At 46.9% G+C, this 23,848-nt stretch carries 23 protein-coding genes; 12 read left to right on the top strand and 11 right to left on the bottom strand.

Annotated features, from left to right (window positions below; translation table 11 throughout):
* Nucleotides 1-49: 49 nt before the first annotated feature.
* Nucleotides 50-745 (bottom strand): GntR family transcriptional regulator, encoded by a 696-nt coding sequence (locus Q337_RS0113640; RefSeq protein WP_026472056.1) that lies wholly within the window; start codon nt 743-745, stop codon nt 50-52.
* Nucleotides 746-1,090: 345 nt separating this feature from the next.
* Here Q337_RS0113640 and Q337_RS0113635 point away from each other — a divergent pair, with 345 nt between their 5' ends.
* The 4 genes from Q337_RS0113635 to Q337_RS18465 all read left to right on the top strand — a co-directional run bounded on the left by Q337_RS0113635 (nt 1,091) and on the right by Q337_RS18465 (nt 5,431).
* Nucleotides 1,091-1,879, top strand: a complete 789-nt coding sequence (locus tag Q337_RS0113635) for a biotin--[acetyl-CoA-carboxylase] ligase (protein WP_169733768.1) — start codon at nt 1,091-1,093, stop codon at nt 1,877-1,879.
* Nucleotides 1,880-1,945: 66 nt separating this feature from the next.
* Entirely contained in the window at nt 1,946-2,695 is a 750-nt protein-coding gene (locus Q337_RS0113630; RefSeq protein WP_026472054.1) for a type III pantothenate kinase, read from the top strand.
* Between the two features lie 95 nt (nt 2,696-2,790).
* Nucleotides 2,791-3,609 (top strand): tetratricopeptide repeat protein, encoded by an 819-nt coding sequence (locus Q337_RS17855; protein WP_156935814.1) that lies wholly within the window; start codon nt 2,791-2,793, stop codon nt 3,607-3,609.
* 106 nt (nt 3,610-3,715) lie between these two features.
* Complete coding sequence (locus Q337_RS18465) at nt 3,716-5,431, top strand: pentapeptide repeat-containing protein (protein WP_051526893.1); 1,716 nt, start codon at nt 3,716-3,718, stop codon at nt 5,429-5,431.
* A 69-nt stretch (nt 5,432-5,500) separates the two neighbouring features.
* Here the strand turns inward: Q337_RS18465 and ffh are convergent, their stop codons facing one another.
* Nucleotides 5,501-6,967, bottom strand: a complete 1,467-nt coding sequence (ffh, locus tag Q337_RS17845; RefSeq protein WP_084494856.1) for a signal recognition particle protein — start codon at nt 6,965-6,967, stop codon at nt 5,501-5,503.
* A 415-nt stretch (nt 6,968-7,382) separates the two neighbouring features.
* Here ffh and Q337_RS0113610 point away from each other — a divergent pair, with 415 nt between their 5' ends.
* The gene (locus Q337_RS0113610; protein ID WP_026472053.1) at nt 7,383-8,198 is read left to right on the top strand and encodes a cytochrome C assembly family protein; all 816 of its coding nucleotides are present in this window, start codon (nt 7,383-7,385) and stop codon (nt 8,196-8,198) included.
* 37 nt (nt 8,199-8,235) lie between these two features.
* Here Q337_RS0113610 and Q337_RS0113605 read toward each other — a convergent pair whose 3' ends face one another.
* A complete protein-coding gene (locus Q337_RS0113605) occupies nt 8,236-9,645 on the bottom strand; it encodes an amino acid permease (RefSeq protein WP_026472052.1) in 1,410 nt (469 codons plus the stop codon).
* Between the two features lie 328 nt (nt 9,646-9,973).
* Here Q337_RS0113605 and Q337_RS0113595 point away from each other — a divergent pair, with 328 nt between their 5' ends.
* Complete coding sequence (locus Q337_RS0113595; RefSeq protein WP_034280451.1) at nt 9,974-11,176, top strand: glycerophosphodiester phosphodiesterase; 1,203 nt, start codon at nt 9,974-9,976, stop codon at nt 11,174-11,176.
* A 42-nt stretch (nt 11,177-11,218) separates the two neighbouring features.
* On the opposite strand, the gene Q337_RS0113590 is transcribed toward Q337_RS0113595, so the two are convergent.
* The 4 genes from Q337_RS0113590 to Q337_RS0113575 all read right to left on the bottom strand — a co-directional run bounded on the left by Q337_RS0113590 (nt 11,219) and on the right by Q337_RS0113575 (nt 14,300).
* The gene (locus Q337_RS0113590) at nt 11,219-11,446 is read right to left on the bottom strand and encodes a hypothetical protein (RefSeq protein WP_228133140.1); all 228 of its coding nucleotides are present in this window, start codon (nt 11,444-11,446) and stop codon (nt 11,219-11,221) included.
* Nucleotides 11,447-11,451: 5 nt separating this feature from the next.
* A complete protein-coding gene (locus Q337_RS0113585) occupies nt 11,452-12,726 on the bottom strand; it encodes an MFS transporter (RefSeq protein ID WP_034280460.1) in 1,275 nt (424 codons plus the stop codon).
* Between the two features lie 179 nt (nt 12,727-12,905).
* Nucleotides 12,906-13,241 (bottom strand): chaperone modulator CbpM, encoded by a 336-nt coding sequence (locus Q337_RS0113580; protein ID WP_026472047.1) that lies wholly within the window; start codon nt 13,239-13,241, stop codon nt 12,906-12,908.
* 45 nt (nt 13,242-13,286) lie between these two features.
* Nucleotides 13,287-14,300, bottom strand: a complete 1,014-nt coding sequence (locus Q337_RS0113575; protein ID WP_026472046.1) for a DnaJ C-terminal domain-containing protein — start codon at nt 14,298-14,300, stop codon at nt 13,287-13,289.
* Between the two features lie 407 nt (nt 14,301-14,707).
* Here Q337_RS0113575 and Q337_RS0113570 point away from each other — a divergent pair, with 407 nt between their 5' ends.
* Nucleotides 14,708-15,460, top strand: a complete 753-nt coding sequence (locus Q337_RS0113570) for a hypothetical protein (protein ID WP_026472045.1) — start codon at nt 14,708-14,710, stop codon at nt 15,458-15,460.
* A gap of 216 nt (nt 15,461-15,676) precedes the next feature.
* Nucleotides 15,677-16,810, top strand: a complete 1,134-nt coding sequence (locus Q337_RS0113565) for an NAD(P)H-dependent flavin oxidoreductase (RefSeq protein ID WP_084494854.1) — start codon at nt 15,677-15,679, stop codon at nt 16,808-16,810.
* 13 nt (nt 16,811-16,823) lie between these two features.
* Here Q337_RS0113565 and Q337_RS0113560 read toward each other — a convergent pair whose 3' ends face one another.
* The 4 genes from Q337_RS0113560 to Q337_RS0113545 all read right to left on the bottom strand — a co-directional run bounded on the left by Q337_RS0113560 (nt 16,824) and on the right by Q337_RS0113545 (nt 19,679).
* Nucleotides 16,824-17,189, bottom strand: coding sequence for a RidA family protein (locus Q337_RS0113560; protein ID WP_026472043.1), 366 nt, complete (start codon nt 17,187-17,189; stop codon nt 16,824-16,826).
* Between the two features lie 171 nt (nt 17,190-17,360).
* Nucleotides 17,361-17,795, bottom strand: coding sequence for a hypothetical protein (locus Q337_RS0113555; RefSeq protein ID WP_156935813.1), 435 nt, complete (start codon nt 17,793-17,795; stop codon nt 17,361-17,363).
* Nucleotides 17,796-17,944: 149 nt separating this feature from the next.
* The gene (gene purU / locus Q337_RS0113550) at nt 17,945-18,805 is read right to left on the bottom strand and encodes a formyltetrahydrofolate deformylase (protein ID WP_026472041.1); all 861 of its coding nucleotides are present in this window, start codon (nt 18,803-18,805) and stop codon (nt 17,945-17,947) included.
* 169 nt (nt 18,806-18,974) lie between these two features.
* Nucleotides 18,975-19,679 (bottom strand): TetR/AcrR family transcriptional regulator, encoded by a 705-nt coding sequence (locus tag Q337_RS0113545; RefSeq protein WP_026472040.1) that lies wholly within the window; start codon nt 19,677-19,679, stop codon nt 18,975-18,977.
* Between the two features lie 125 nt (nt 19,680-19,804).
* Between Q337_RS0113545 and Q337_RS0113540 the strand changes: the two genes are divergently transcribed.
* The 4 genes from Q337_RS0113540 (at nt 19,805) to Q337_RS0113525 (ending at nt 23,767) form a co-directional block, all read left to right on the top strand.
* The gene (locus tag Q337_RS0113540) at nt 19,805-21,256 is read left to right on the top strand and encodes a coniferyl aldehyde dehydrogenase (RefSeq protein ID WP_026472039.1); all 1,452 of its coding nucleotides are present in this window, start codon (nt 19,805-19,807) and stop codon (nt 21,254-21,256) included.
* A 161-nt stretch (nt 21,257-21,417) separates the two neighbouring features.
* Nucleotides 21,418-21,654 (top strand): 50S ribosomal protein L28, encoded by a 237-nt coding sequence (gene rpmB / locus Q337_RS0113535; protein WP_000048256.1) that lies wholly within the window; start codon nt 21,418-21,420, stop codon nt 21,652-21,654.
* Nucleotides 21,655-21,666: 12 nt separating this feature from the next.
* On the top strand, nt 21,667-21,822 hold the full coding sequence (rpmG, locus tag Q337_RS0113530) for a 50S ribosomal protein L33 (RefSeq protein ID WP_003654787.1): 156 nt from the start codon (nt 21,667-21,669) through the stop codon (nt 21,820-21,822).
* Nucleotides 21,823-22,030: 208 nt separating this feature from the next.
* Nucleotides 22,031-23,767: a cation:proton antiporter gene (locus tag Q337_RS0113525; RefSeq protein WP_026472038.1), complete on the top strand. Its 1,737-nt coding sequence runs from the start codon at nt 22,031-22,033 to the stop codon at nt 23,765-23,767.
* The last annotated feature ends 81 nt before the right edge of the window (nt 23,768-23,848 follow it).

The following is a 23,848-nucleotide window of genomic DNA, read 5'->3' as shown; positions in this document are numbered from 1 at the left end:
TTGGGTGATTAACCCTGACTGATCATCACTTTAAGACCCTAAGCTCGTGTTAGCGGCGTGAACGCTGTGCCCAAGCCAGTTCAATCTGCTTCATGCGGGCCAGTGAATCCAGCACCAGATTGCGCAGGTGGCGGCAAAAGTCTTCCATAAACAAAGCTGCCTGCTCGCCTTTACGAATCAGGATGGCATCAATGACGGGACGAAACAGCACAAAGGCTTCCTGCAACTCCCGCCGTGAGGTATTTAAGGTTAAAAAATAACTGCGGCGCAACGATGGCAGCAGGTTTTCAAAAATATCCGTCAGGTAGGGGTTGTCCACAATTTCGTTGCAGGTATGCAGGAACAAAAATACATGGTCATAAAATTTTTCAATATCGCCCAGCCGTACCTGTTCATCCAGCTGCTGCATCAGTGTGTTCATTTGTTCGCTGTCATGCTGACGCCAGCGCTCACTGGTTCGCTGCACCAGTGCACCCAGAATCATCATGCTGGTGTCAAACAGGCTTTGAACCTGCTGCGCCGACATTTCCGACACCACAGCACCGCGGCGTGGATAAATTTCAATAAGATAGGTTCGCTGTAAAATCAGCAGGGCTTCACGCACCGAGCCACGGCTTACATCCAGCTCTTTGGCAATGCGTAACTCCTGAATGCGCTCCCCTTCGACCAGTTCCCCGGTAATAATTTGTTCACTAATGTGCTTTGCAATTTGTTCAGATAAACTGATTGACGCCTGAAATGCCATTATGATACCTGTTATGTTGTTATCAATTTAAAAATGGTCAGGTTATAGCCATTACCCCTAGATGCTTATATAACAGAGTTTACACGTGTACTCTGTCACATTGTCGGACATTTTTACATTATTTTTAAAGAATAGGCAGGCCTAAACCGATAAAAACGCTATATTTTTGAGCGAAATGCGGTGACTTGACAGTAACACTGGGGTCATTCACCCTATAACTCATGCGTTTTATCATTGGTTTTATTTAATTATTTCCGCCACAGTTTAATTTAGAGTGTACGCTAAACCCTCAGATTTGTAGCAAAACGCTCAATATACAGCCCAATAAGCCGCATGAGTACGCCCATGACTATATCTGCCCATTCAATACCTGCAACGCCCGATGAACAGGACCCGCGTATCAATAGCCTGCGCTATGGCCTCAAGCTGCATGGTGTAAGCACGATTGACCATGTACTCTGGTTGCCATCCACCACCTCCACCAATGACGTGGCCAAAGCCATGAGTGGCAGCAGTGCTCTGGTAATTAGTAACCAGCAACAGGCCGGGCGTGGGCAAGCCGGGCGTATCTGGCAATCCCCCGAAGGCAACCTGTATTTGTCGCTGCGCTGGACGCTTCAGCATCCGGTGAGTGGCCGATTGGCGCTGGAAGTGGCTTTGGCGCTGGTCAATATGCCAATTCTGGCGCACCATGCTGGCCTGCAAATCAAATGGCCCAATGACCTGTACTTCAATGGCGCTAAATGGGGCGGTATCCTGATTGAACCGCTGCATGACAATCAGGTGGTGATTGGCGTGGGCTTGAACCTGCAACCCATGCAGCAGCAAGTGACTGACCAGCCGGTGACTGACTTAACCGCCATTACCGGACAGGCGCTGGATGTGGCCGAACTGGCTGTGCAAACCACGCTGGCACTGATTCACGCCTGCCAGCAGTTTGACCACGGCAGTCTGGAGCTGCCCACCCGCTTTGCTGCCTTTGATGCGCTGCTGCAACAACAGGTGGTGGTGCATAGTCCGGCGCAAACCGATGTGCACGGCACGATTATCGGTATCCAGCCGGATGGTGCGCTGCTGCTAAACACCCTAAACGGTACAAAAATTATTTATAGTGGGCAAGTTCGGGCAGTGTAAGCCCCTGCCCTGCTTAAACTCTGCCCTACTCATTTCTATAGCTTGTTTAAAAAGGAAATGGATTCAATGCGTCAGCTCTGGCTTGATATTGGTAACACCCGGCTTAAATACTGGCTCACCTCACACGGGGAAATGCAGGCCAACGGTGCCGAGCTACACCTGCAATCGCCAGCGGATTTGCTTCTAGGGCTGGTGGATCGCTTTGCCCAGTTTAGCCCGCATGAAATTGGCATCTCCTCAGTGCTGGATGAAAGCTCTAATCAGCGCGTGCAGCAGATTTTGTCGCGCCTGAACATACCGGTACGTTTTGCCAGCGTACAGGCGCAGCATCAGGGTTTGATTACCGGCTATGACAATCCAAAACAACTGGGGATTGACCGCTGGCTACAGGTGCTCGCTCTCGCTGGCAATACGCAGGACGGACAGAAGAATCAGTACTGCATTGTCGGCTGTGGCACGGCCCTGACTATTGACTTGCTGGATAATAACCAGCACTTGGGCGGTTATATTTTACCCAGCCTGTATTTGCAGCGTGATTCACTTACCCAAGGCACCAAAGGCATCAAGATTCCCGAACAGGCGTTTAGTGACCTGTATCCGGGACGCAATACCAGCGATGCCGTACATCATGGTATTTTGCTTGGCTTGCTAGGTGCCATTGAAAAAATCATTGCGCACAACCCCGAGCGAAAAATTGTGCTTACTGGTGGTGATGCAAGCGTGTTTGCCAGCTTTTTACAACAAAAAACCGAGCTGATTTTGGAACCGGATTTGCTGTTAAAAGGCCTGATGCGTTTTTTTGCCAAGCCTGTATAACAGCATTAATCATTATTTAAAGCTATGGGCGACATCTTTTAAAATTACACAAACTAATTCAGACAATTTTAAAACTACTCTAGATGAGCATAAAAATGATGACCCGAGCGGCAACCAAAACCATAATTAAAACACAGCCGGTTCAACTACTTGGCTTACTCAGTGTTGTGTTGGGTATAACTTCTTTAACAATCACAGTGCAAGCAGCAGATGCAACGCAAGAGCAGCAACAAATTGCCGACTGCAAAAAAATAACGAGCTATGCGCGGGCCGGGCAAAAAGCCTATAACGCAGGCCATTATGCCAAGGCACGCACGTCATTTGAAGATCAGGCCGCATGGAGCCATGCCTGCCGGGTCATGTTTCAGGGCAATCAGCCCGGTTTTTCCATTTCTGACAGTGCAGTGGCTACGGCGGACAATAATGTGGCACTCACCTATATCAAGCAAAAGGATTATCTCAAAGCCCGCGCATGGCTGATGATTAACCCGGATGATAAAAAATCACAGTACAACCTCAACCTGATTAAAGCCGAGCTGGCCAAACTGGACACCTCTAGTCAAAGCAAAAGTCCGGTGGGAGAATACTGGCAATATGCGGGCAATGGCGCATGGAATATCGTTGGCGTGAAGCAAAAAGGCACGCAATATCAGATTTCATTTTCCGGCTTGTATATGGGCATGATGAGTATGTATTACGGCCCAAATATGGGCGAATTTATCACGCTGAGTCCGATTAACAATGGCAAAGCCATATGGAAAGAAAGTGAAACCGAAGGGCTGGCGGCTGATGAAGGCTGCACCGTGGAAATGCGTTTTAAAGCGGACAGCGTGACGTTGAAAACTACACAAGGTGAATGTGGTTTTGGCCATAATGTGTTTGCCGATGGTGACTTTTTAAGAATAAGCTTTTAAGGGTGAGTTATGACTATACGCTGGATGATTTGCATTAGAACTTAGAGTTTACTTTGCAGTTTCATTTGAATAAAGATCAATGGCAATGGATTGAGATAAAAATTCAATGAGAAAATGGATTCCACAATTTTGGTACAGTCCTACTAAGCGTTATCGAATAGCTATTATAAGCTTTATAGCTTGTATTGCTTCTTTTTATGGAATTCTATCCATAGATATACATTCACATCTTTATATTTATTTAGCTTTAGCTTTTACTGCGTTGATCTCTTTCTTCTTAGTATTTACGTTTTACACATTTGGTCAATTAAAAGAAATAGGGCAAGATTTTCATTCCTTTTTAAAAACTTCTGAAAGAAATGCTGTATATGATTATTACCAGTTAAAACACAAGGAAAAAGATTATAAAGGCCCTCTCTGGGAGGATGAAGAATTTGCAAAGATAACCAACTTAAAACAGCGTATTGATGCTTTCGTCAAAACCAGTATTGAGTATCAACAAGTAGATTTTAAGCGCTGGAAAAAGCGCAATGTGGGCGTTAATCTGGATACATGGAGCCAAACAATTTTCAGAAGTTTCTGGATTCTTTGTGCTACGACTATTTCTATACTTTTTCTTTTTTATCTTGACTGGTTTGAATACTTATCTGCCGATAATCTTAAAAACCTGAGTGATATATCTCGAGGCTTTTTTACTATCCCAGTTGCACTCATTGGAACTATTGTTGCCGCTCCAATTATTTTTATGGTTTGGCTATTTCGTGATAAAAATAATCGCATCCAAATTGAAAATGCCCGTAAGGATACCAATCTAAAAGACTTTCAAAAACTCAGTGAATGGGCTAGTGGTTTTCACTTGCCTGAAATCAAGCAAACCACCAGTACTAAAACCACAAATAAAACAGCTAAAGACGTTCAGGAACATACCGAAGAAATAACAAGCAGCCAAGAAGACTTTATTGCCCCAGAAGGCAGCAATAGTATTAGTCGTCGTCAAGGTGCAGAAGCTTTACAAGCTAGCGCGATTGCCCAACTAGAAGCCTTTATGTTTGGTAAGTATGGCGAACAATTTATGCAACCCGCTTTTTTGCTAATTCATGCAATATGGGAATCTATAATTGTTAGATATCAAGCACAGCTAGAAGAAGATTTCTATTTTAGGAATTACTTGCATATACTTTCTCGTACCCCTGTAGTTTCCTCATTAAATAAAGCTTTAATTGGAACAAGAGGAATGCATTTAAAGCTGTTTGAAGAACAGTTAATAAATATAAATTTAACAGCTTTAAATACTAACTCTTCTCTCTTCCGAATAAATTTATCAGGTTATACATTAATTGGAGCTAATTTATCTTTTACAAATTTTTGTAATTGTATTTTTAGTGGTGCCGACTTAACTCGTGGAAACATAAAATATGCTTTATTAAAATCCGCCAGCTTACAAAAAGCAATTTTAAATTTTGCCGAAGCTAGTAACGCAAATTTAAGTCATTCAAATTTGCAAAGTGCTTCTTTGCATAATGCTAACTTGCAGTCAGCTGATCTTTGGGGAGCAGATTTACAATTAGCTAATTTATCAGGTTCACAACTAAAAGGAGCTAATTTAAAAGCTGCAATTTTTAAAGATACTGATTTCGAATTTGCCAGCCTTAATCGTAAAACTCAATTTGGCGATGATGACTTAGGAACAAGTGAAGATAAAATCCGTGAAAATGTCCTTTCTCGTGGTGCAATCTGGGATGATGATCCAACCTGGTTAGTCGATAAAATTCAAGATAAAGCCTTACTCGAAAAAATATTTCAGGATTGCAAAGAGCGCTAGAAAAATTAAAATTGAACAGCTAATAAAAAACGACCCCTCAAGGCCGTTTTTACTTCTACTATTTAGCAATTAGCGCTTTTTACCAAAACCTGGTGGCAATGGCATATTGCCGGGCATTCTACCCTGCCCACCGTCTGCGCCCTCGCTACCACCGCCAAACAGCGGGCCTAAACCGCCACCGCCGCCACCTTGCAGCTCTTTCATGCCACGCATCATCTTGGCAATGCCGCCAGGGCTGGAAAACTTGCGCATCATCTTGGCCATCTGACTGTGCTGCTTGAGCAAACGGTTAATGTCCTGAATTTCCATGCCACAACCGGCAGCAATACGGCGCTTGCGGCTGGGGTTGATAATATCCGGGTTACGGCGTTCTTTAATGGTCATGGAGCGGATAATCGCTTCCATCTTGCCCACTTCCTTTTCCGGCTTGGCCTGTTCCAGCGCCTGCTGAATGCCGCTACCGCTCATGCCCGGTAGCTTATCCAGAAAGCCTGCCATGCCGCCCATATTTTTCATTTGTTCAAACTGGGTGAGCATGTCTTCAAGGTTAAACGCACCGCCTTTTTGCAGTTTCTTCGCCATCTTTTCCGCTTTTTCGCGGTCAATCTTGCGTTCAACTTCTTCCACCAAGGACAGCACGTCACCCATGCCCAGAATGCGCTGGGCAATCCGTTCAGGGTGGAATGGTTCCAGTGCATCCAGCTTTTCGCCCATCCCTAAAAACTTGATGGGCTTGCCGGTAATAGCACGCACCGACAGCGCTGCACCACCGCGCGCATCACCGTCAGTTTTAGTGAGGATCACACCAGTTAATGGCAAGGCATCATTAAACGCCTTGGCGGTATTGGCGGCATCCTGTCCGGTCATGGAATCGACAACAAACAGGGTTTCAGTAGGGCCAATGGCGGCATGCAGCGCCTTGATCTCATCCATCATGGATTCATCAATATGCAAGCGGCCGGCAGTATCCACAATCAGCACATCGGCAAACTTGATTTTGGCCTGCTCAATGGCACGCATGGCAATGTCAATTGGGTTTTCATCGGCAGATGAGGGAATAAAATCCACGCCCACATCATTGGACACACTGCGTAACTGTTCAATGGCGGCGGGACGGTATACGTCGGCAGAAACAGTCACCACTTTTTTCTTTTGGCGATCTTTTAAAAACTTGGCCAGCTTGCCTGCCGTGGTGGTTTTACCCGCACCCTGCAAACCCGCCAGCAAAATCACCACCGGAGGCTTGGCAGACAGGTTCAGGCTCTGATTGGCCTCGCCCATCATTTCTGTGAGCTGGTCGTAAACAATCTTGACGAAAGCCTGACCGGGCGATAATTGCTTTAAGACTTCCTGCCCCAGTGCTTCGGCTTTTACTTTTTCAATAAACTCACGGGTTACCGGCAATGCCACGTCTGCTTCCAGCAGTGCCATGCGTACTTCCCGCAAGGTATCCTTGATGTTATCTTCGTTAAGCTGCCCGGTGCCTGTGACATTGCGCAGGCTTTGCGTCAAACGATCGGTTAAAGTATCAAACATTGCGAATTCCGCTTGTAACTTTGCAAAAAATATTGCCTAGAATAGAAAATTACCGCTCCAGATGCTATAGGATATGAAGGCTTTTTGACAATTCACCAATGCGTTGCGTTGTCTGCTAAAATTTAATCAGAATGCATGAAATGCAGATCATGGCATAACTGCTATTCTGGTTCGTAGCAAAATATGATCAAATTTTAGCAACAACCTTTCAGGACAGGACCGTTTTTGAGCGCTACTGCGTTATGAATAAATTATTTAGAATGACTAAATTTCATTATTCATGCCTTGTATCGCCTAAAAACGTCCACTGTCGCAATCATGGATGAAATATCAACAAGCCCTAGCAACAGACGGTTAAACAGGGTCGAATCGTTAATAATGAAAATCCAAACCATCAGAATTAGGGTTGAATGGCATGACTAGCCTGCCTGTGATTATAGCACTGCTTGCCACGGCTGCGTATGCCAGTACATTCTGGTATTTGTTGATTCATTTATTACAAAAAATGCCACCCCGCAAGCTGGTGACGCTGGTATTGCTGAGTATTGGCCTGATTTTGCATGCCTCGGTGTTGTTTCCAGCGCTGATTACCCCGGCAGGGATAAATTACAATATTTTTAACCTGATTTCGCTTACCTGCTGGCTGATGCTGGCGTTTAGCCTTTTGTTTAGTACTTATCGGCCCATCTTAGGGCTAAACCTGCTGGCAACCCCGGTGGCTTGTGTTGGTTTGCTGATTAGCGTGATCTGGCATGGGCCATTTGTGTCATTAAGTCAGGGCGGGCTGTGGCTGGATGTGCATATTTTCCTGTCACTGGCGGCCTATTGCGTGCTGTGGATGGCCAGTATTCAAGCCATTTTGCTGTGGGCGCAAAACCGTGAACTCAAGCAAAAAACCGATAAACGCATCTGGGTTGCCCTGCTGCCACCGCTGCAAACTATGGAAAAACTGCTGTTTGACATGATTGCGCTGGGTTTTGGCCTGCTTACACTGGCTTTGAGTTTTGGGATTTTTACCATTGACAGTTTTTTTGCCCAGCATCTGGCACACAAGACCGTGTTTAGTATTTTGTCGTGGCTGGTGTTTGGTACGCTGTTGATTGGTCACTGGCGACTGGGGTGGCGCGGCCAGCGTGCCATTAGCTTTACCCTATGGGGATTTGGCCTGCTGCTGGTGGGCTTTATTGGCAGTAAACTGGTGCTGGAACTAATCCTGCATATTCCAGCCTGATTTTATTGATTCAAACCCAGTGATGCCCCAGATTTTATTACTGCTGAGCTGGCGCATACCATTTGTAATAACTGGCATAACACCCCGCAATAAACAGCAAGCAGCCAATTAAACCACCCAGCAAACTGGGATCAAACGCCATGCCCAGACAGGTAATAAAACACAGCACAAAGGCCGCAATCGGCACAACCGGGAAAAATGGCGCACGATAGGTTAAAGCACTGAGCTGGCCACCTTGAGCCAGAAATTGCTTGCGAAACCGGTAATGACTCACCGCCACGCTCATCCATACCACCACCATGGTAAACGCAGCAATTGATAGCAAATGCGTGTAAATAGTTTCCGCAGCAAAAACACTGGTCAGCAAGGATGCCAAGCCACCAATCATGCTAAACATTAAGGCATTGAGTGGAATACCGCGCCGGGTCAGCTTGCTAAAGGTTTTGGGCAGCATATTTTGCTGGGACAGTGACCACATCATGCGTGAGGCGGCATACAAACCGGAATTGGCCGTCGACAGCAGTGCGGTAATGATCACAAAATTCATGATATCAGCGGCATACGGAATGCCCATGCGCTCAAACACCAGCACAAACGGGCTTTCCGTTAGACCAAGCTGCTCAAAGGGAACCAGCGCGGCAATAATAAAAATGGTGCCCACAAAAAAGATCAATAAGCGTAATAGCGCCGCATTAATGGCCTTGGGAATGGTTTTGCCGGGATTATCTGTTTCTCCAGCAGCCACCCCAATTAGCTCCATACCGGAAAAAGCAAAATTAACTGCCAGCATGGTCACCAAAATAGGCATTAAACCATTGGGAAACCAGCCCTGTGCAGTCAGGTTATGCAGCAATGGCGCAGGCTGAAAACCGGGCATTACACCAAAAATGGCACAGCCACCCAGAATAATAAAAATTAAAACCGTGGCAACCTTGATAAAGGCCAGAAAAAATTCGGTTTCAGCAAAAACCCGGGTAGAAAACACATTGGATAAAAAAATAACCGCTGCAAATACCGCACACCAGATCCACACCGACACCTGCGGAAACCAGTGCTGCATCAAAATGCCAGCCGCCGTGAATTCGGTGCCCAATGTGGCTGTCCAGGTAAGCCAGTACAGCCATGCAATCATATAACCCGTAGCAGGATTGATAAACCGCGTGGCATAGGTACTAAACGCGCCACTGTCCGGCACATGCACCGCCAGCTCACCCAGGCACAGCATCACCAGATAGGCAATGATCCCGCCAATAAAATATGCCAGCATCGCCCCCACCGGGCCAGTCTGCGCAATCACACCGCCTGAATTTAAAAACAGGCCTGTTCCAATCGCACCACCCAGCGACAGCATCACCAGATGACGGGTTTGCATACTGCGCTTGAGATGATTGGTTGGCTGATTTTGTGCCTGGCTTTGTGGGGAGCTTTCGGGGGTGGACGAATTCATGGGAAATTTACTGCAAATGGCCGGGCAACAGGCCAGCATCAGGATTGGGCAATGCGTGCATGTCTCTCACCACAGTGATGTTGGGGAACTACAGGCAGGCAGAAAGAGGGCTATTCTAGGCGCTTGTCTCACTGAAATAAATGCTTTTATACAGGCAAGTCATCTGCAAGGCCTCCTCTTTGCGCTACTCTCAATCTTTACCCGCCTATAAAGCTATAGACCAGATTCATGGACTTGTCATAAGCCTCATGCAGACTAGCGCCAACCCTTTTACTCACCATATCTGTAGTAAAAGGCGTCATAAAAGACAAAATCTGGAACTAACATTATGTTGAACAAGCAAAAAATGATTGGCGCAGTGATTGGCTCTATTTTGGCAACTGCACTGGCAGGCTGTAATGATGACAACGATAATAGCGATAACACGGGCGTAATTAGCCCAACGCCTAAAAAAGCACTGGTGTACGGCCATCGCGGCGCGGCGGGTTATTTGCCGGATCACACGCTAGAAGGCTATAAAAAAGGGATTGAACTGGGCGCAGATTTTGTTGAGCCGGATCTGGTCATGACCAAAGATGGCATACTGGTTTGCCGCCATGAACCCAATATTGGCGGCACCACCAATGTGGCATCTCATCCTGAATTTGCCAGCCGCAAAACCAGCAAAATGATTGACGGCGTGGAAGTCAAAGACGACTGGTTTGTATCAGATTTTACCCTGGCGGAACTCAAAACCCTGCGCGCCATCCAGCCATTACCGCAGGATCGCAGCACCGAATTTGACGGCCAGTTTGAAATTCCAACCTTTGAGGAAATGATTAATACGGTACAGACCGAAAACAAGCGTCTGGGCAAGACCGTCGGCATTATCCCTGAAATCAAGCACTCTACCTTTCATGCCAGTATTTTTGGCCAGTATAAAATTGAAGATGAACTGCTGCGCATTTTAAGCAAATACGGCTACAGTAAAAAAGACTCGCCAGCCATTATCCAGTCGTTTGAAGTGAGCAACCTTAAATATCTTAACGGTAAAACTGACGTTCGATTAGTGCAGCTCATCGATGGCTACGACATTGACAACAACGGTAACATGCAGTTTGAAGCGCCATCACTGCGTCCGTACGACTGGACAGTGGCTGGCAAAACCGACAAAACCTATGGTGATATGCTAACGCCAGCGGGTCTGGCAGAAATTAAAACCTATGCTGATATCATTGGGCCGTGGAAGCCTTACCTGATTAGCTCCAAAACGGTAGATGCCAACAATGATGGCAAGGCCGATGACCTGAACAATGACGGCAAGCTGGATGAGCGTGACCGTGTATTATTACCTGCCAGCAATGTGGTTAAAAATGCGCATGCTGTTGGGCTGGAAGTGGTGCCCTTTACTTTCCGCAATGAACCACGCCGTTTAGCCAGTGATTATAAAAACGACCCCAAGGCCGAATATAAAAAGTTTTATGATCTGGGCATCGATGGCGTGTTTACCGATTTTGTCGATACCGCCGTGGCTGCACGTGATGGCAAATAAGTTTTAAGGTGAGAGTAAAAGCAGCGTTCCGGCGCTGTTTTTTTATTTATATTTTCGCTTTCCCATACATTCATCTGTCTTGTAGTTCCATGCACCACCGCTATCTGCACAACTATCCTTTTTAGCGGCATTATCGAAAAATGTGTCGGCTATAAATGCTATAAATCCCAGCAATAAAATAAAACTAATAAATATAGCCAGAGACCAGAATATAAACTTTTGAAGTATTTTCAGCCCAAAATAAAATTTAGTCATTAACGTATTTTTCATACTTTTCAGTCCGTAATTTCCAATCTTTTCCACCGAAAAATAGGCCATAAACACAGCACCGCCAACAGCACACAAAAGCCAAAATGAATACTATAGCCCCAGTATTCAGCCACTATTCCACTCACAATATGCACACCGCCGCCAGTCACCGCCAGCACTGACACCTGAAAGGTAAAATCACTGCCTGCCTGCTGTTTGCGGGAATAATCCATAATCAGGGTAAGCATGGCAACCAGTGCCATGGCCCCGGCAAACTGTTCAATGGCATTCACGCTATAAACCTGCCACGCTATCACGATGTGGCTATACTCAAACTGCCAGGCCAATATGGCATACAACAAGAAGCTTAAAATTTGCAGTAAATTAAACCACCACAATGCAGTACTGCGCGCCATGTATTTCATCCACCATGCAGCCAGTAGGGCACCCAGCACCGATGCCACCGAACCCAGCATGCTGGCCATTAAGCCAATATTGCCCAGGCTAAATCCCATGTCCACCATCATGGGCTTGACCATCGCGCCGCTCAAGCTATCACCGAGCTTAAAGGTGAGTAATACCAGCAACCATGCCCGCATCTGTGGGCTATGCCAGAAATAGGCAAATTCAACGGCAAAGAACTTTCGCCATTTTTTAAGCGTAAAAGCCGGCCTGGATAAAGACAGCTTAGATGCTGCTTTAGGCGATACATCAACCTGTATCTGCTGCGGCCAAACAGGTTCCCGAAAAAACAAAATGGGCAAACTGTTCAGCAATACAAAACCAGTGAGCAACAGAAATACCAGCTGCCACGACCACAGATCCAGCAGTAACAGCACTGCACCGCCACCAAAAATAAAACCCAGCCGCGAACCCAATACCTGCACCGCATTGCCCCAGCGCTGCTGCTGTTTGTGTAGCAAGCGCACGGCAAGGCCATCAGTGGCAATATCTTGTGTGGCACCCATCAGGTTAATTAAAAAAAGGACAATAAAAAAACTCAGCAAAATAACTGGGCTGGCCAGCGCGCTAGGTTCCAAAAAACTAATCACTAGCAGCAATAAAATCGTTAAACACTGGGTAGGAATAATCCAGCTACGGCTTTGTCCCCACTGCGGCGAAAAATAGCGATCCACCACAGGTGCCCATAAAAACTTGAGTGCCCACGGTGCCATCAGTAGGCCAAAACCCCCAATGGCAGCCAGTGATACATTATTCTTGCGTAAAATGGCTGGCAGGGCCTGGGTTAAAAAACCAACTGGTAAACCCTGCGCCAGATACAGGCTCAGCAATAGGCCAATGCTGTAGGCTGGGACTGTTTTTATCGAATTTTTATCAAGGCCTTGCTGGGATGGAACTAACAAAACGGCATTCATCTAATCTTTGTTTGTATTGATTATGCCGTTTTTGCGGTCAAATTACGATGACATAGAATATAAAGGCTGCTTCATCGCTCAATTTAGTGCTTAAGAATAGGCTGCTAGCGGATATGCAATGCCACCTGCGCCCGTAGCTGTTTGACTTCATCCAGTAAATCCAGCATTAACGCCACGGCAGCAAGGCTGGCATCGAAGTCACGCTGCAAGCGCCATGCCCGTCGCGTGCGTGCCAGTTCCTCGCCCACAAACTGCCAGTGTTCTGGCGCACTGTCATTTTTTTCCAGAATGCTGTGTTCTACCAGCGCAATCACCCAATCATGCGGCTGACCACAGGCCCGGGCAAAATCACTGAGGCTTAAAAACACATTGCCATCAATAACAGTGCCATCCAGTTGCTCCTGATCCAGCATAATATCGCGGATAATTAACTGTCGCATGTTGTTCTCCCAAATTATCTCTTTTTAGCCTGGTGTTTTTTTGGCTTATGCCCGTGGATTAAAGGCCATGCTTTCAGCCATTTGCCGGTAAATTGCTTTGGCAGCATCAGTGTTGGCTGGTGGCAGCACCACTTGCAAAATCAAATACAGGTTACCCGGTTCCTTAGCAGGAATGCCCTTACCTTTTAGGCGCAACTGCCGTCCACTTTGTGAACCTTCCGGTAGCTTGACATCCACCACCCCTGCCGGGGTAGCCACCTGAATGGTTTCACCCAGCGCTGCTTCCCACGGGCTGACAGGTACGGTTAGATACACATCACTGCCTTCTACCCGTAGTTGCTCAGTGTTGCGATACTGGATTTCAATATATAAATCGCCTTGCGCCCCACCATTGAAGCCAGCTTGTCCCTGCCCGGACAAGCGGATTTGCTGGCCCGGTTTCATGCCTTTGGGAATTTTGACCTGTAGGGTTTTACGCTGGATTTCCTGCTGGCCACTGGCATTAATCACCGGCATTTGCAGGGTCAGTTGCTGGGTTGCGCCTTCATACGCCACCTGCACATCCACCTCAATGCTGGCATGCTGGTCTTCACCGCGATAGTTTTGATAGCTGCCTTGCTGCTGGCGACCCTGAGCACCTGCACGCCCTCCACCAAAACCGGCACCGAACTGGCCAAACAGGTCTTCAAAGCCGCCAAAACCTGTGCCGCCGCTACCCGTACCAAAACCACCGCCAAATGCACGACGCAGGTCTTCTTCACTAAACTGCTGACCAGCGCCCTCCTGTCCACGATAATACTGGTACTGGTTACCCGCATTACCGCCTCCACCCCCCGCAAAGCCATAGGGATTGTCCAGCATCTGGTCATATTCGCTACGCTTGGTGGCATCAGTTAAGGTCTCATAGGCCAGATTAATCTGCTGCATTTTGTCGGCAGCATCAGCTTCTTTGCTGACATCCGGGTGATACTTGCGCACCAGCTTACGATAGCTTTTTTTAATCTCGTCAGTGCTGGCGCCACGTTGCAGGCCCAGTATTTCGTAATAGTTTTTATCCATTGATCTACCTCAAAAATTCAAATTTTCATTTATCAATAACATCGGGGTGTTATGTTGATTTTAAAGACCGCTCAAAAAGTTATGGGCTGTTTTTGTATCAGAACCGATGTGATTCAATTAAGCAAACAAGCTATTTTTTTATAAAATTAATAATGACATGGCATGCGCTGATTATTTATTCGATGAAACATGACGTAGCTAATGTGCCTAACTTTCACTTAGCTTGTCTGGGATTACTTACATAATCTCACCACTTGTCACTGATACTCTTATTCAGCCAGCCTGTTTTAATCGGTAAATTAAGTAATTACACGGCAGAAACTCCCTTCCGGATGTTGATGGAAAACCCTGAATATCCAGACATAGTGTTCTCCTCATTTTTTCAATGAACAGGCAGGTAACGTACCATGGCACACACCATCATTAATCTGGGACAAGGCTTCTGGAATATACGTGGCGCGCTCAGGATTGGTGGTCTGATTGATGTGGGAACACACTGTTCACTGGTACAACTAACAAAAGACCGTTTCATTTTTCTGGATAGCTACGAACTCAGCGGCAGCGTCCGTGAGCAGGTCATGACACTGACACATCAGGGCCAGACGGTTGAAGCGATTTTAAACCTGCATCCGTTTCATACCCTGCACTGCGAAGCCATGGCACGCGACTTTCCACAGGCCACCCTGTATGGTTCACTGCGTCATCAGCAAAAACTGCCCCAGTTAGCGTGGTCACCAGATCGGGTAGAAAGTGAGGCCGTTGCTGCGCGCTATCCCGAGCTTGAGTTTTCACTGACAAAAGGCATTGACTACATTTCAGCCAAGCCCGGTGTACATGCCGGTTCATTACTGGCCTATCACCCTGCCAGCAAAAGCCTGCATGTTGATGACACCTTTGCCGCGCCGCCACAGGGCGGATTACTGGAAAAATTCCTGCCAGAAATTTTTATTAGTCCGGCCACTCGCTGGGCCTTAAAACCTGAAGCGAATGCAGCTGAGACTTACTGTCAGTGGGTGCAACAATTGGCTGATCAATGGCAGGATACCCAGAATTTTTGTGCAGCACATTCGGATCTGGTACAGTTTAAAGCTGGTGAATTTAAACCGGCATTACTGGCTGCTTTAGAGCGCGCCCGACCCAAATTACAGACTACGCAGTAACTTTTCAGCGCTAAGCTGTTCCAGGTTAAACTAATGCTTAGGCTAAATTCATGCTTAGATTAAATCTCTGGCTCATTGCCCAGCTTGATTTAATCCTATCAATTATTTACCGCATGAATAATGAATATCATTAAATTAAGCTTATGCTCCCCTAAATCCCATGCTAAAACAGGTTAATGCTTTGAATTGGCACCCTTTATTTAGAGAGCAATTGCCATGAACAATCGACCTGACTCTTTTCATTCCCACGCTACACCCTCCTACCCCATAAAGACACAGCAATTTCTACAGCAACTGGGCATACAGCATCCCATTTTGTTAGCGCCCATGGCAGGCACCAGCACGCCCGAGCTTGCAGCAGCCGTGAGTAATGCTGGCGGACTGGGTTCACTGGGCTTGGCCAATGCCTCAGCTGAAGCTGCCCGTTTGGCAATTCAACAAACCAGAGCACTCACCAGCAAGCCATTTAACTGCAATTTCTTTTGCCATCAGCCACCACAGCGCGATCCAGCCACTGAGCAGATCTGGATTAACTATATGGCGCCATTTTTTCAGGCATTGGGTGGTGAAGCACCAGAAACCTTAAAACCAGTGAATTCCAGTTTGATTGACAACCAGCCTGTCGTGGATATGCTGCTACAAGAAAAACCAGCGGTGGTTAGCTTTCACTTTGGCATTCCTGCTCCCGATGTGATCAAACAACTGCAACAGGCCGGGATTATTTTGCTGGCCAGTGCGACCAGCCTAGCCGAGGCCAAAATTATTGAAGCGGCTGGTATAGATGGCATTGTGGCGCAAGGAGTAGAAGCTGGTGGCCATCGGGGCATTTTTAACCGCGATATCGACCCGGCCATTGGCATCCATGATCTGGTGCGGTTATTGGTAGCACATACCCATCTGCCGATCATTGCGGCGGGCGGCCTTATGGATGGTTATGATATTCAGCAGGTACTTGAGTTTGGTGCCTGTGCCGCCCAGTTAGGCACGGCCTTTGTGATTTGTGAGGAATCTGCTGCCGATCCGGTATATCGCCAGCGCCTGCAAGATCCGGCCTTTCAGACCACTTATATTACCGCCAGCATTTCCGGACGGCCTGCACGGGGCTTAATGAGTGCATGGCACAGGCAAGTCGACCAGCCGGAACGCCCTGCCTTAAGCAGTTATTCTTATATGTATGACCTGGCCAAGCAACTTCATGCGCTAGCCAGTAAGCAGGGCAATCATGATTTTGCCGCCTATTGGGCAGGCAGCAATGTGGCACGCATTCGCAAGCTAAATACCACTGAACTGATGCACACCCTAATAGATGAGCTGCATCAGGCTAATACCAAACAATCGGCTCATCCCTAGAGAAACAGTAGATTTAATAAATGGCTGCGGTAATCACCACTTCCAGCTTCCAGTCCGCATTAGCAAGCTGGGCCTGTACGGTAGCACGTGGCGGCGGATTGCGTGGTGACACCCACTCGCGCCACACTTGGTTAAACCCATCATAATCGGCCATGTCGGCCAGAAAAATCTGACAGGATAAAATCCGGTGCTTATCCGAGCCAGCCTCAACCAGCAGCGCATCAATCTGGCTAAATACATCCTGTGCCTGTGTGACAATATCGCTGGACTGTTCACTGGCACAGTGACGTGGCACTTGTCCGGCCAGATATACCACATCCTTATAAATAGTAACTTCGCAATAGCATTTGCCCACATGCAGGCGTTTGATCTCTGACATTTTCCTTTCCTTGATGATTCAGTCTACTTGAATTTAGATGCAATCCGTTGTCTATAAATTAGGCATAGCAGCGTGCATATTGCAAGGTCTGGATAAGAAAACCATACATCAAATTATTTGTTCATGTTATGCCATGCCCAAAGGTTGAATACTAAAATCCAAAGTAAACTTTTAAAGATGCTCAAGATAGCTAGATGATAAAAAACTTATTCCTTTTTTATGTAGCAAGTAAATTGTTTTTTCAAGATACCAACTTATATCTGTGATACTCGAATTTGCGATGAGCTGTCTATTTATACTGGGAGATATTTGCATTCCATCATTAATGAAAAATATAAACTCTCCACCTATTTGTGTATCTTTCCAAGTCATTACAATTCCAATATTTTCTTTCAACTTGTGCTTTTTCTGGAAAATCTGAAATAAAGTGTTTTGATCTAATGTCTCACTCATCCAGTTATAATTATCATCATCATGAACAGGTAAATATGTTTGCCGATTATCATAATCATTGAACGTCCATCCAATACCAACAAGCTGTTCTATCAAATCCAATTGCATTATTGCTGATGTAAATTCAATATCTAATTGTGCATGAATAGACAATTCGCACCTCTACTTTACCTTCAATTATTTTTATTAAAAACGTTATTTTCTATCAACTATTAAGCAATAAAAATTATGTATTTATGAAAGTAAAAATGAGGCCACCTTAAAATATTTTAAGTGACCTCTATTTAGCCCATAAAAAATGCTTAATCAAACACAATTGTCTTATTACCATGCACAATCACACGGTCTTCAAGATGCCAGCGCACTGCACGCGCCAGTACATTGCGCTCCACATCTTCACCCAGCTCACGTAAATCAGCAACACTATAGCGATGGCTCACCCGCTCAACATCCTGCTCAATAATCGGCCCCTGATCCAGCTCTGCCGTCACATAGTGCGCTGTGGCACCAATTAGCTTAACGCCCTTGTCATAAGCCTGACGGTATGGATCTGCACCCACAAACGCTGGCAGAAAAGAATGGTGAATATTAATCACCTTCATCGGCCATTTTTCTACAAAATCACTGCTTAAAATCTGCATGTAACGTGCCAGCACCAGCAGATCATTACCTGCCATGATTTCATGGATTTGGGCTTCAGCTTCAGCCTTGGTGTCCTTGGTCACCTTAATGACCGTAAAAGGAATGCCAAAGCCTTCGACCGCATCGCGCAGGTCTTCATGGTTGCTCACCACATGGGTAATTTCGCAGGGCAACAGGCCACGTGCATGCCGCCACAGTAGTTCCAGCATGGCATGGTCATACTTGGACACCAGAATACCCACTTTTTTGATGTCACTCACCGCCGTGAGCTGCCAGGTCATGTCATAACGGCCAGCAACGGTATCAGCAAAAGCCTGACTCAAACTGTCACGGCGGGCTGCCAACTGGTTGACTTCAAACTCAACCCGCATAAAGTAAGTGCCGCCCTGTGCCTCAGTGGCGTATTGATCCAGCGCAGTAATATTGGCACCCTGATGATACAAAAACCCGGATACTGCCTGAACAATACCAGAGCGGTCAGCACAGGTAATCAAAAGGCGCGCGGTATTGGCCGTGGTCATGTCAAAAATCCCATCTTGTGTTTTTAGTCAATTCAAGCAAACAAAAAGAGCAGGCATTCTAGCTGCTTTTAGGCAGGGCTTAAATATTTTTATTTAGCCCTGCAAGTTGTCCCTGTTATTACGTTGCTGCGATGCCAAGGCTTTTTATTCAATTGTGTGGGCTTATCTGTCAATCAATGGCAGCTTGCTGATGCGTACCTTGTGCGGACAGGCTTTCAAACAGCTCGGATTTGCCAATATTGGCCAGTAAGGTGTCATAGGCCTGACGACTGTCGCCAATCAGGTACGGGCCTTCCAGAAACACCATCTGGCGCAGGCCTTGCCAGATCCAGCGCTCATCCATCACACCTGCATGCGAGATATGACCCGACATATATAAAAAGTTAGTCCAGTTGGTGAGCACAATCCAGATATTGATAATCAATGCCTCAATTTCAGACGGCTCAATTTTCATCAGCCCGGCATCCACAAAGCCCTGATAAATCTGCTTGCCCTTTTTCATGATCTGACCAGCAAAGTTTGGATACATCTGCTTGAAATCATCATTGGAATCCATCAGGTGATGAATATCGCGATGCAAAAACCGGTACTTCCACAACTGCTGGCTTAAAGACTGAAAATACTGGATCTTGTCAGCAACAGTGAGTGGGCGGTCATCCGGCACACTTAGCAGGTCAATAGTTTCGGCCTGATAGGTATCCATCAGCTCCTTGATAATCTCGGTTTTATTCCTGAAATGATAGTACAGATTGCCGGGGCTAATGCCCATTTCAGCAGCAATATGATTGGTGGTTACTACACGTTCACCGCGTTCGTTAAACAGCGCCAAGCTGATCTGTAAAATCCGGTCTCGTGTCTTTAATGGCTTCAAAATAGCTCATCCTGATTGCAATTGAATAACCTTTAAACCTGACGGTTCATCAAAAACCTATTGACACTTTAGAGCAATTACTCTAAAAATCAACTTATCTTAAATAAAATCTGGCCTCATGTCCTATTATGAATAGCTTGTCATCTCCTGTCAGCGTACAAAGCACATTGCCACCTGAAATTCAACGCATGCACGATGCACTGGCAGCCCAGAAAACTGCCTACTCACAAAATCCGGTGCCTTCGGCGCATGAGCGCATTGAGCGTATTGCCCGCCTGCGCCGCACATTGGTGAAGTATCAGGACGAAATTGCCAATGCCATTTCCGAAGATTTTGGCAATCGCTCCATCCATGAAACCAAGATTGGCGAAATCATGACCTGCCTTGAGCAGTGTACCTATTACAGTAAGCACCTGACCAGCTGGATGAAACCTTCCAAGCGTCATGTGTCTGCCCTGCATCAACCTGCCAAGGCGTGGGTACAATACCAGCCACTGGGTGTGATTGGTATCATGGCACCGTGGAATTATCCACTGGTTCTATCCGTAGGCCCACTTGTTTGTGCACTGGCTGCCGGTAATCATGCCATGCTAAAAATCTCCAGCTCCTCCAAAAGCTTTGGCAAGGTACTGGAACGCGCGCTGGCTGAAGTATTCCCCAATGATCTGGTGACCGTGATCAACGGCGGCGGTGCTATTTCCGATGCCTTCTGCCGCCTGCCGTTTGACCAGATTGTGTTTACCGGTTCTATTCCTGTCGGCAAAACCGTGATGGCCGCCGCTGCTGAAAATCTGGTTCCGGTGATTTTGGAGCTGGGTGGTAAATCGCCAGCCATTGTGCATCCGTCCATGTCACTTAAGGATGCCGCCGAACGCCTTTCTGCAGGCAAATTCTGGAATGCAGGTCAAACCTGTGTAGCACCGGACTATGTTTTTATACCGCGTGGTCGTACCCGTGAGTTTGTGGCTCATATGCGCCATTTTGCCACCAGCATGTATCCAACCCTGCGCAACAACCCGGATTACACCAGCATCATTAATGACAAGCAGTATAATCGCATTCAGGGTTATCTGGACAATGCACGCGAACACGGTGCTGAATTTTTTGAGTTTAATCCAGCCAACGAAGACCTCAGCAGCGTGCGCAAGATTGCCCCTACACTGGTTGCCAATGTGACCACGGACATGGAATTGTGCCAGCAGGAAATTTTTGGCCCGGTGCTGCCCATCATTGAATATGATGATATTGATGAAACCATTAGCTACATCAATGCCCGCCAGCGTCCGTTAGCGTTGTACTATTTTGACTATGATGCCGACCGTGCCGAATACATGGCGCGCCGTACCCATTCCGGCCATTTTGGCATTAATCAGGTGCTAACCCACGTTGCACAGGATGACCTGCCGTTTGGTGGCGTTGGTGCATCAGGCATGGGCAAGTACCATGGCGAAGAAGGTTTTTATAACATGAGCCATGCGCGTTCAGTCATGGTTAAGCCGCGTTTTTACGCGCTCAAAATGATTCTGCCGCCATTCGGTAAGCCAATTCATAAAATCCTGTTCAAGACCATGCTGCGTTAAACCTGACTGTCAGCAAGGGCTGCACAATTAAAAGCGCTTTTTATAGGCATTTGACTTGTGTTTGGGGCGTTTTTTTGATATAAAACGCCCCTTGAATTTAATCAACCACTTTTTTGATATGAAAGGCCGTTAACATTGTGGCCTGATCAATGGAGTTTACCATGTCTAAGGTTTGCCAAGTTACCGGCAAGCGTCCAGTCGTTGGCAACAACGTCTCGCACGCCAACAACAAAACCAAACGCCGGTTCGAGCCGAACCTGCATCACCACCGTTTCTGGTTAGAAAGCGAAAAGCGTTTTGTACGCCTACGCCTGACCACTAAAGGTATGCGTATTATCGACAAATTGGGCATTGAGAAGGTTGTTGCTGACCTGCGTGCTCAAGGTCAAAAGATCTAAGGAGCCCTGGTCATGCGCGATAAGATTCGTCTCGTGTCTACTGCTGGTACTGGTTACTTTTACACTACCACCAAAAACAAACGTACTATGCCTGAGAAAATGGAGATCAAAAAATTTGATCCGAAAATTCGTCAGCACGTGATTTTCAAAGAAGCTAAAATCAAATAATCTGGTTTTAGCGATAAAAAACGGTTCAATATTGAGCCGTTTTTTTTTACATTTTTTTCAGGTAATTTTTGCTGTCTTGCCACAATTTTTGCATCTATTGATTACTATCTTAAAGTAGCGCTGACTATTAGCGCTGTTACTTCGATTTATTGCTATTTCTATAATAGGTTTAAGCCGTTTTACTGACTGTCTTTTTTGGGAGAAACTGGTGCCGCATGAAGTTGATCTGATTATTTTACTGGCCGTAGGTTTTGGCACGGCGCTGGTGTTTGGCTATCTGGCGGCACGCTTGCGTCTGCCCCCTTTGATCGGCTACCTGATCGCTGGAATTATCATTAGCCCCAACACGCCCGGTGTGGTGGGCGATCTGGCGCTGGCCAACCAGCTTGCCGAGCTGGGCGTGATGTTCCTGATGTTTGGCGTCGGCATGCACTTTTCCCTATCAGATTTACTGGCGGTACGCCGGATTGCTCTGCCAGGTGCCATGTTGCAAATTGCGGTGGCAACCCTGATGGGCATTGGCCTGACCATGTGGTGGGGCTGGAGCCTTGGCGCGGCACTGGTGTTTGGCTTGAGTTTGTCGTGTGCCAGTACGGTAGTGTTGCTGCGTGCACTGGGCGACCGGGGCCTGCTGGATTCGGTAAATGGCAAGATTGCGGTGGGCTGGCTGCTGGTTGAAGATCTGGTCATGGTGCTGGTACTGGTTTTGCTGCCTGCAACCGCTACCCTGCTGGGTGGTGAAGCGCCCGTGCAGGATGGGCATGCAGCTACCGACCAGAATATCTGGTTCACATTGTTATTAACCCTGCTAAAAGTATCGGCATTTATTGCCTTTATGCTGATTGTTGGCAAGCGGCTGATTCCCAAAATCATGCTGCTGGTGGCGCGGATTGGCTCACGTGAGTTATTTACCCTAACCGTCGTGGCATCAGCCGTGACCATTGCCTATGGCTCGTATGTGCTGTTTGGCGTGTCGATGGCACTGGGCGCTTTCTTTGCGGGGATGGTGGTTAAGGAATCCGACTTTAGCCATCGTGCAGAAGAAGAAACCCTGCCGCTGCGTGAAATTTTTTCCATCCTGTTTTTTGTATCGGTGGGCATGCTGTTTAATCCCAGCATTATTGTGGAGCAGCCCTTACAAATTCTGGGCGTGGTTGCCATCATCATGCTGGGTAAAACGCTGGCTGCCATGGCACTGGTGCTGTTTTTCCGCTATCCGCTCAATACGGCACTCACTGTGGGTGCCAGTCTGGCGCAAATTGGCGAGTTTTCCTTTATTCTGGCGACGCTGGGCCTATCCTTAAAGCTGATTACGCCTGAAGCGCAAAACCTGATTCTGGCCGGGGCACTCATTTCCATTACCTTAAACTCGTTCATGTTTACCGCCATTGAACCGGTACAGCGCTGGATTCGCGAACGCTCACATCTGGCACGCCTGCTGGAGCGCAGTGCCGATCCGCTGGCCATGCTGCCGGATGAAGTGGATCAGTCTTACCTGAAAAATCAGGTGGTGATGGTGGGCTATGGTGAAGTGGGCCGCCGCATTGCCAGATCATTGCAGCAACAAAACATCCGCGTGGTGATTGCCGAGGAAAACCGCGAAATTGTTGAAAATCTGCGTAACAAAGGCATTGCTGCCGTATCAGGTAATGCCACCGAGCCTGCCGTACTGATTCAGGCGCATATCATGCATGCACGAATGCTGGTGGTATCCCCCATGGATATCTTGTACGTGCGTCGTATGGCTGAAATTGCGCGCCAGCTTAATCCCGGTATTGAAATCATGCTGTGTGCCGAAAGCATTGAGGAAGCGCGGGTACTGGAGCAGGAAAATATTGGCCGCGTGTATTACGCCAAGTCCGAAATGGCCAGCAATATGACTCATCATATTCTGGTACAAATGGGTTTTGATGAACGGGAAGCCGCGCCCAAAACTGCTCATTAATTAAAAACTTGCTTAAATACACATAAAAAAGAGCGCAACAATTAAAGTTGCGCTCTTTTTGGTTCAAATATACATTAGCCG

The organism is Alkanindiges illinoisensis DSM 15370, assembly GCF_000619845.1.
Classification (GTDB): domain Bacteria; phylum Pseudomonadota; class Gammaproteobacteria; order Pseudomonadales; family Moraxellaceae; genus Alkanindiges; species Alkanindiges illinoisensis.
The sequence above is the reverse complement of the archived record's forward strand: the minus strand, read 5'-3'. Positions and strand labels throughout refer to the sequence as shown.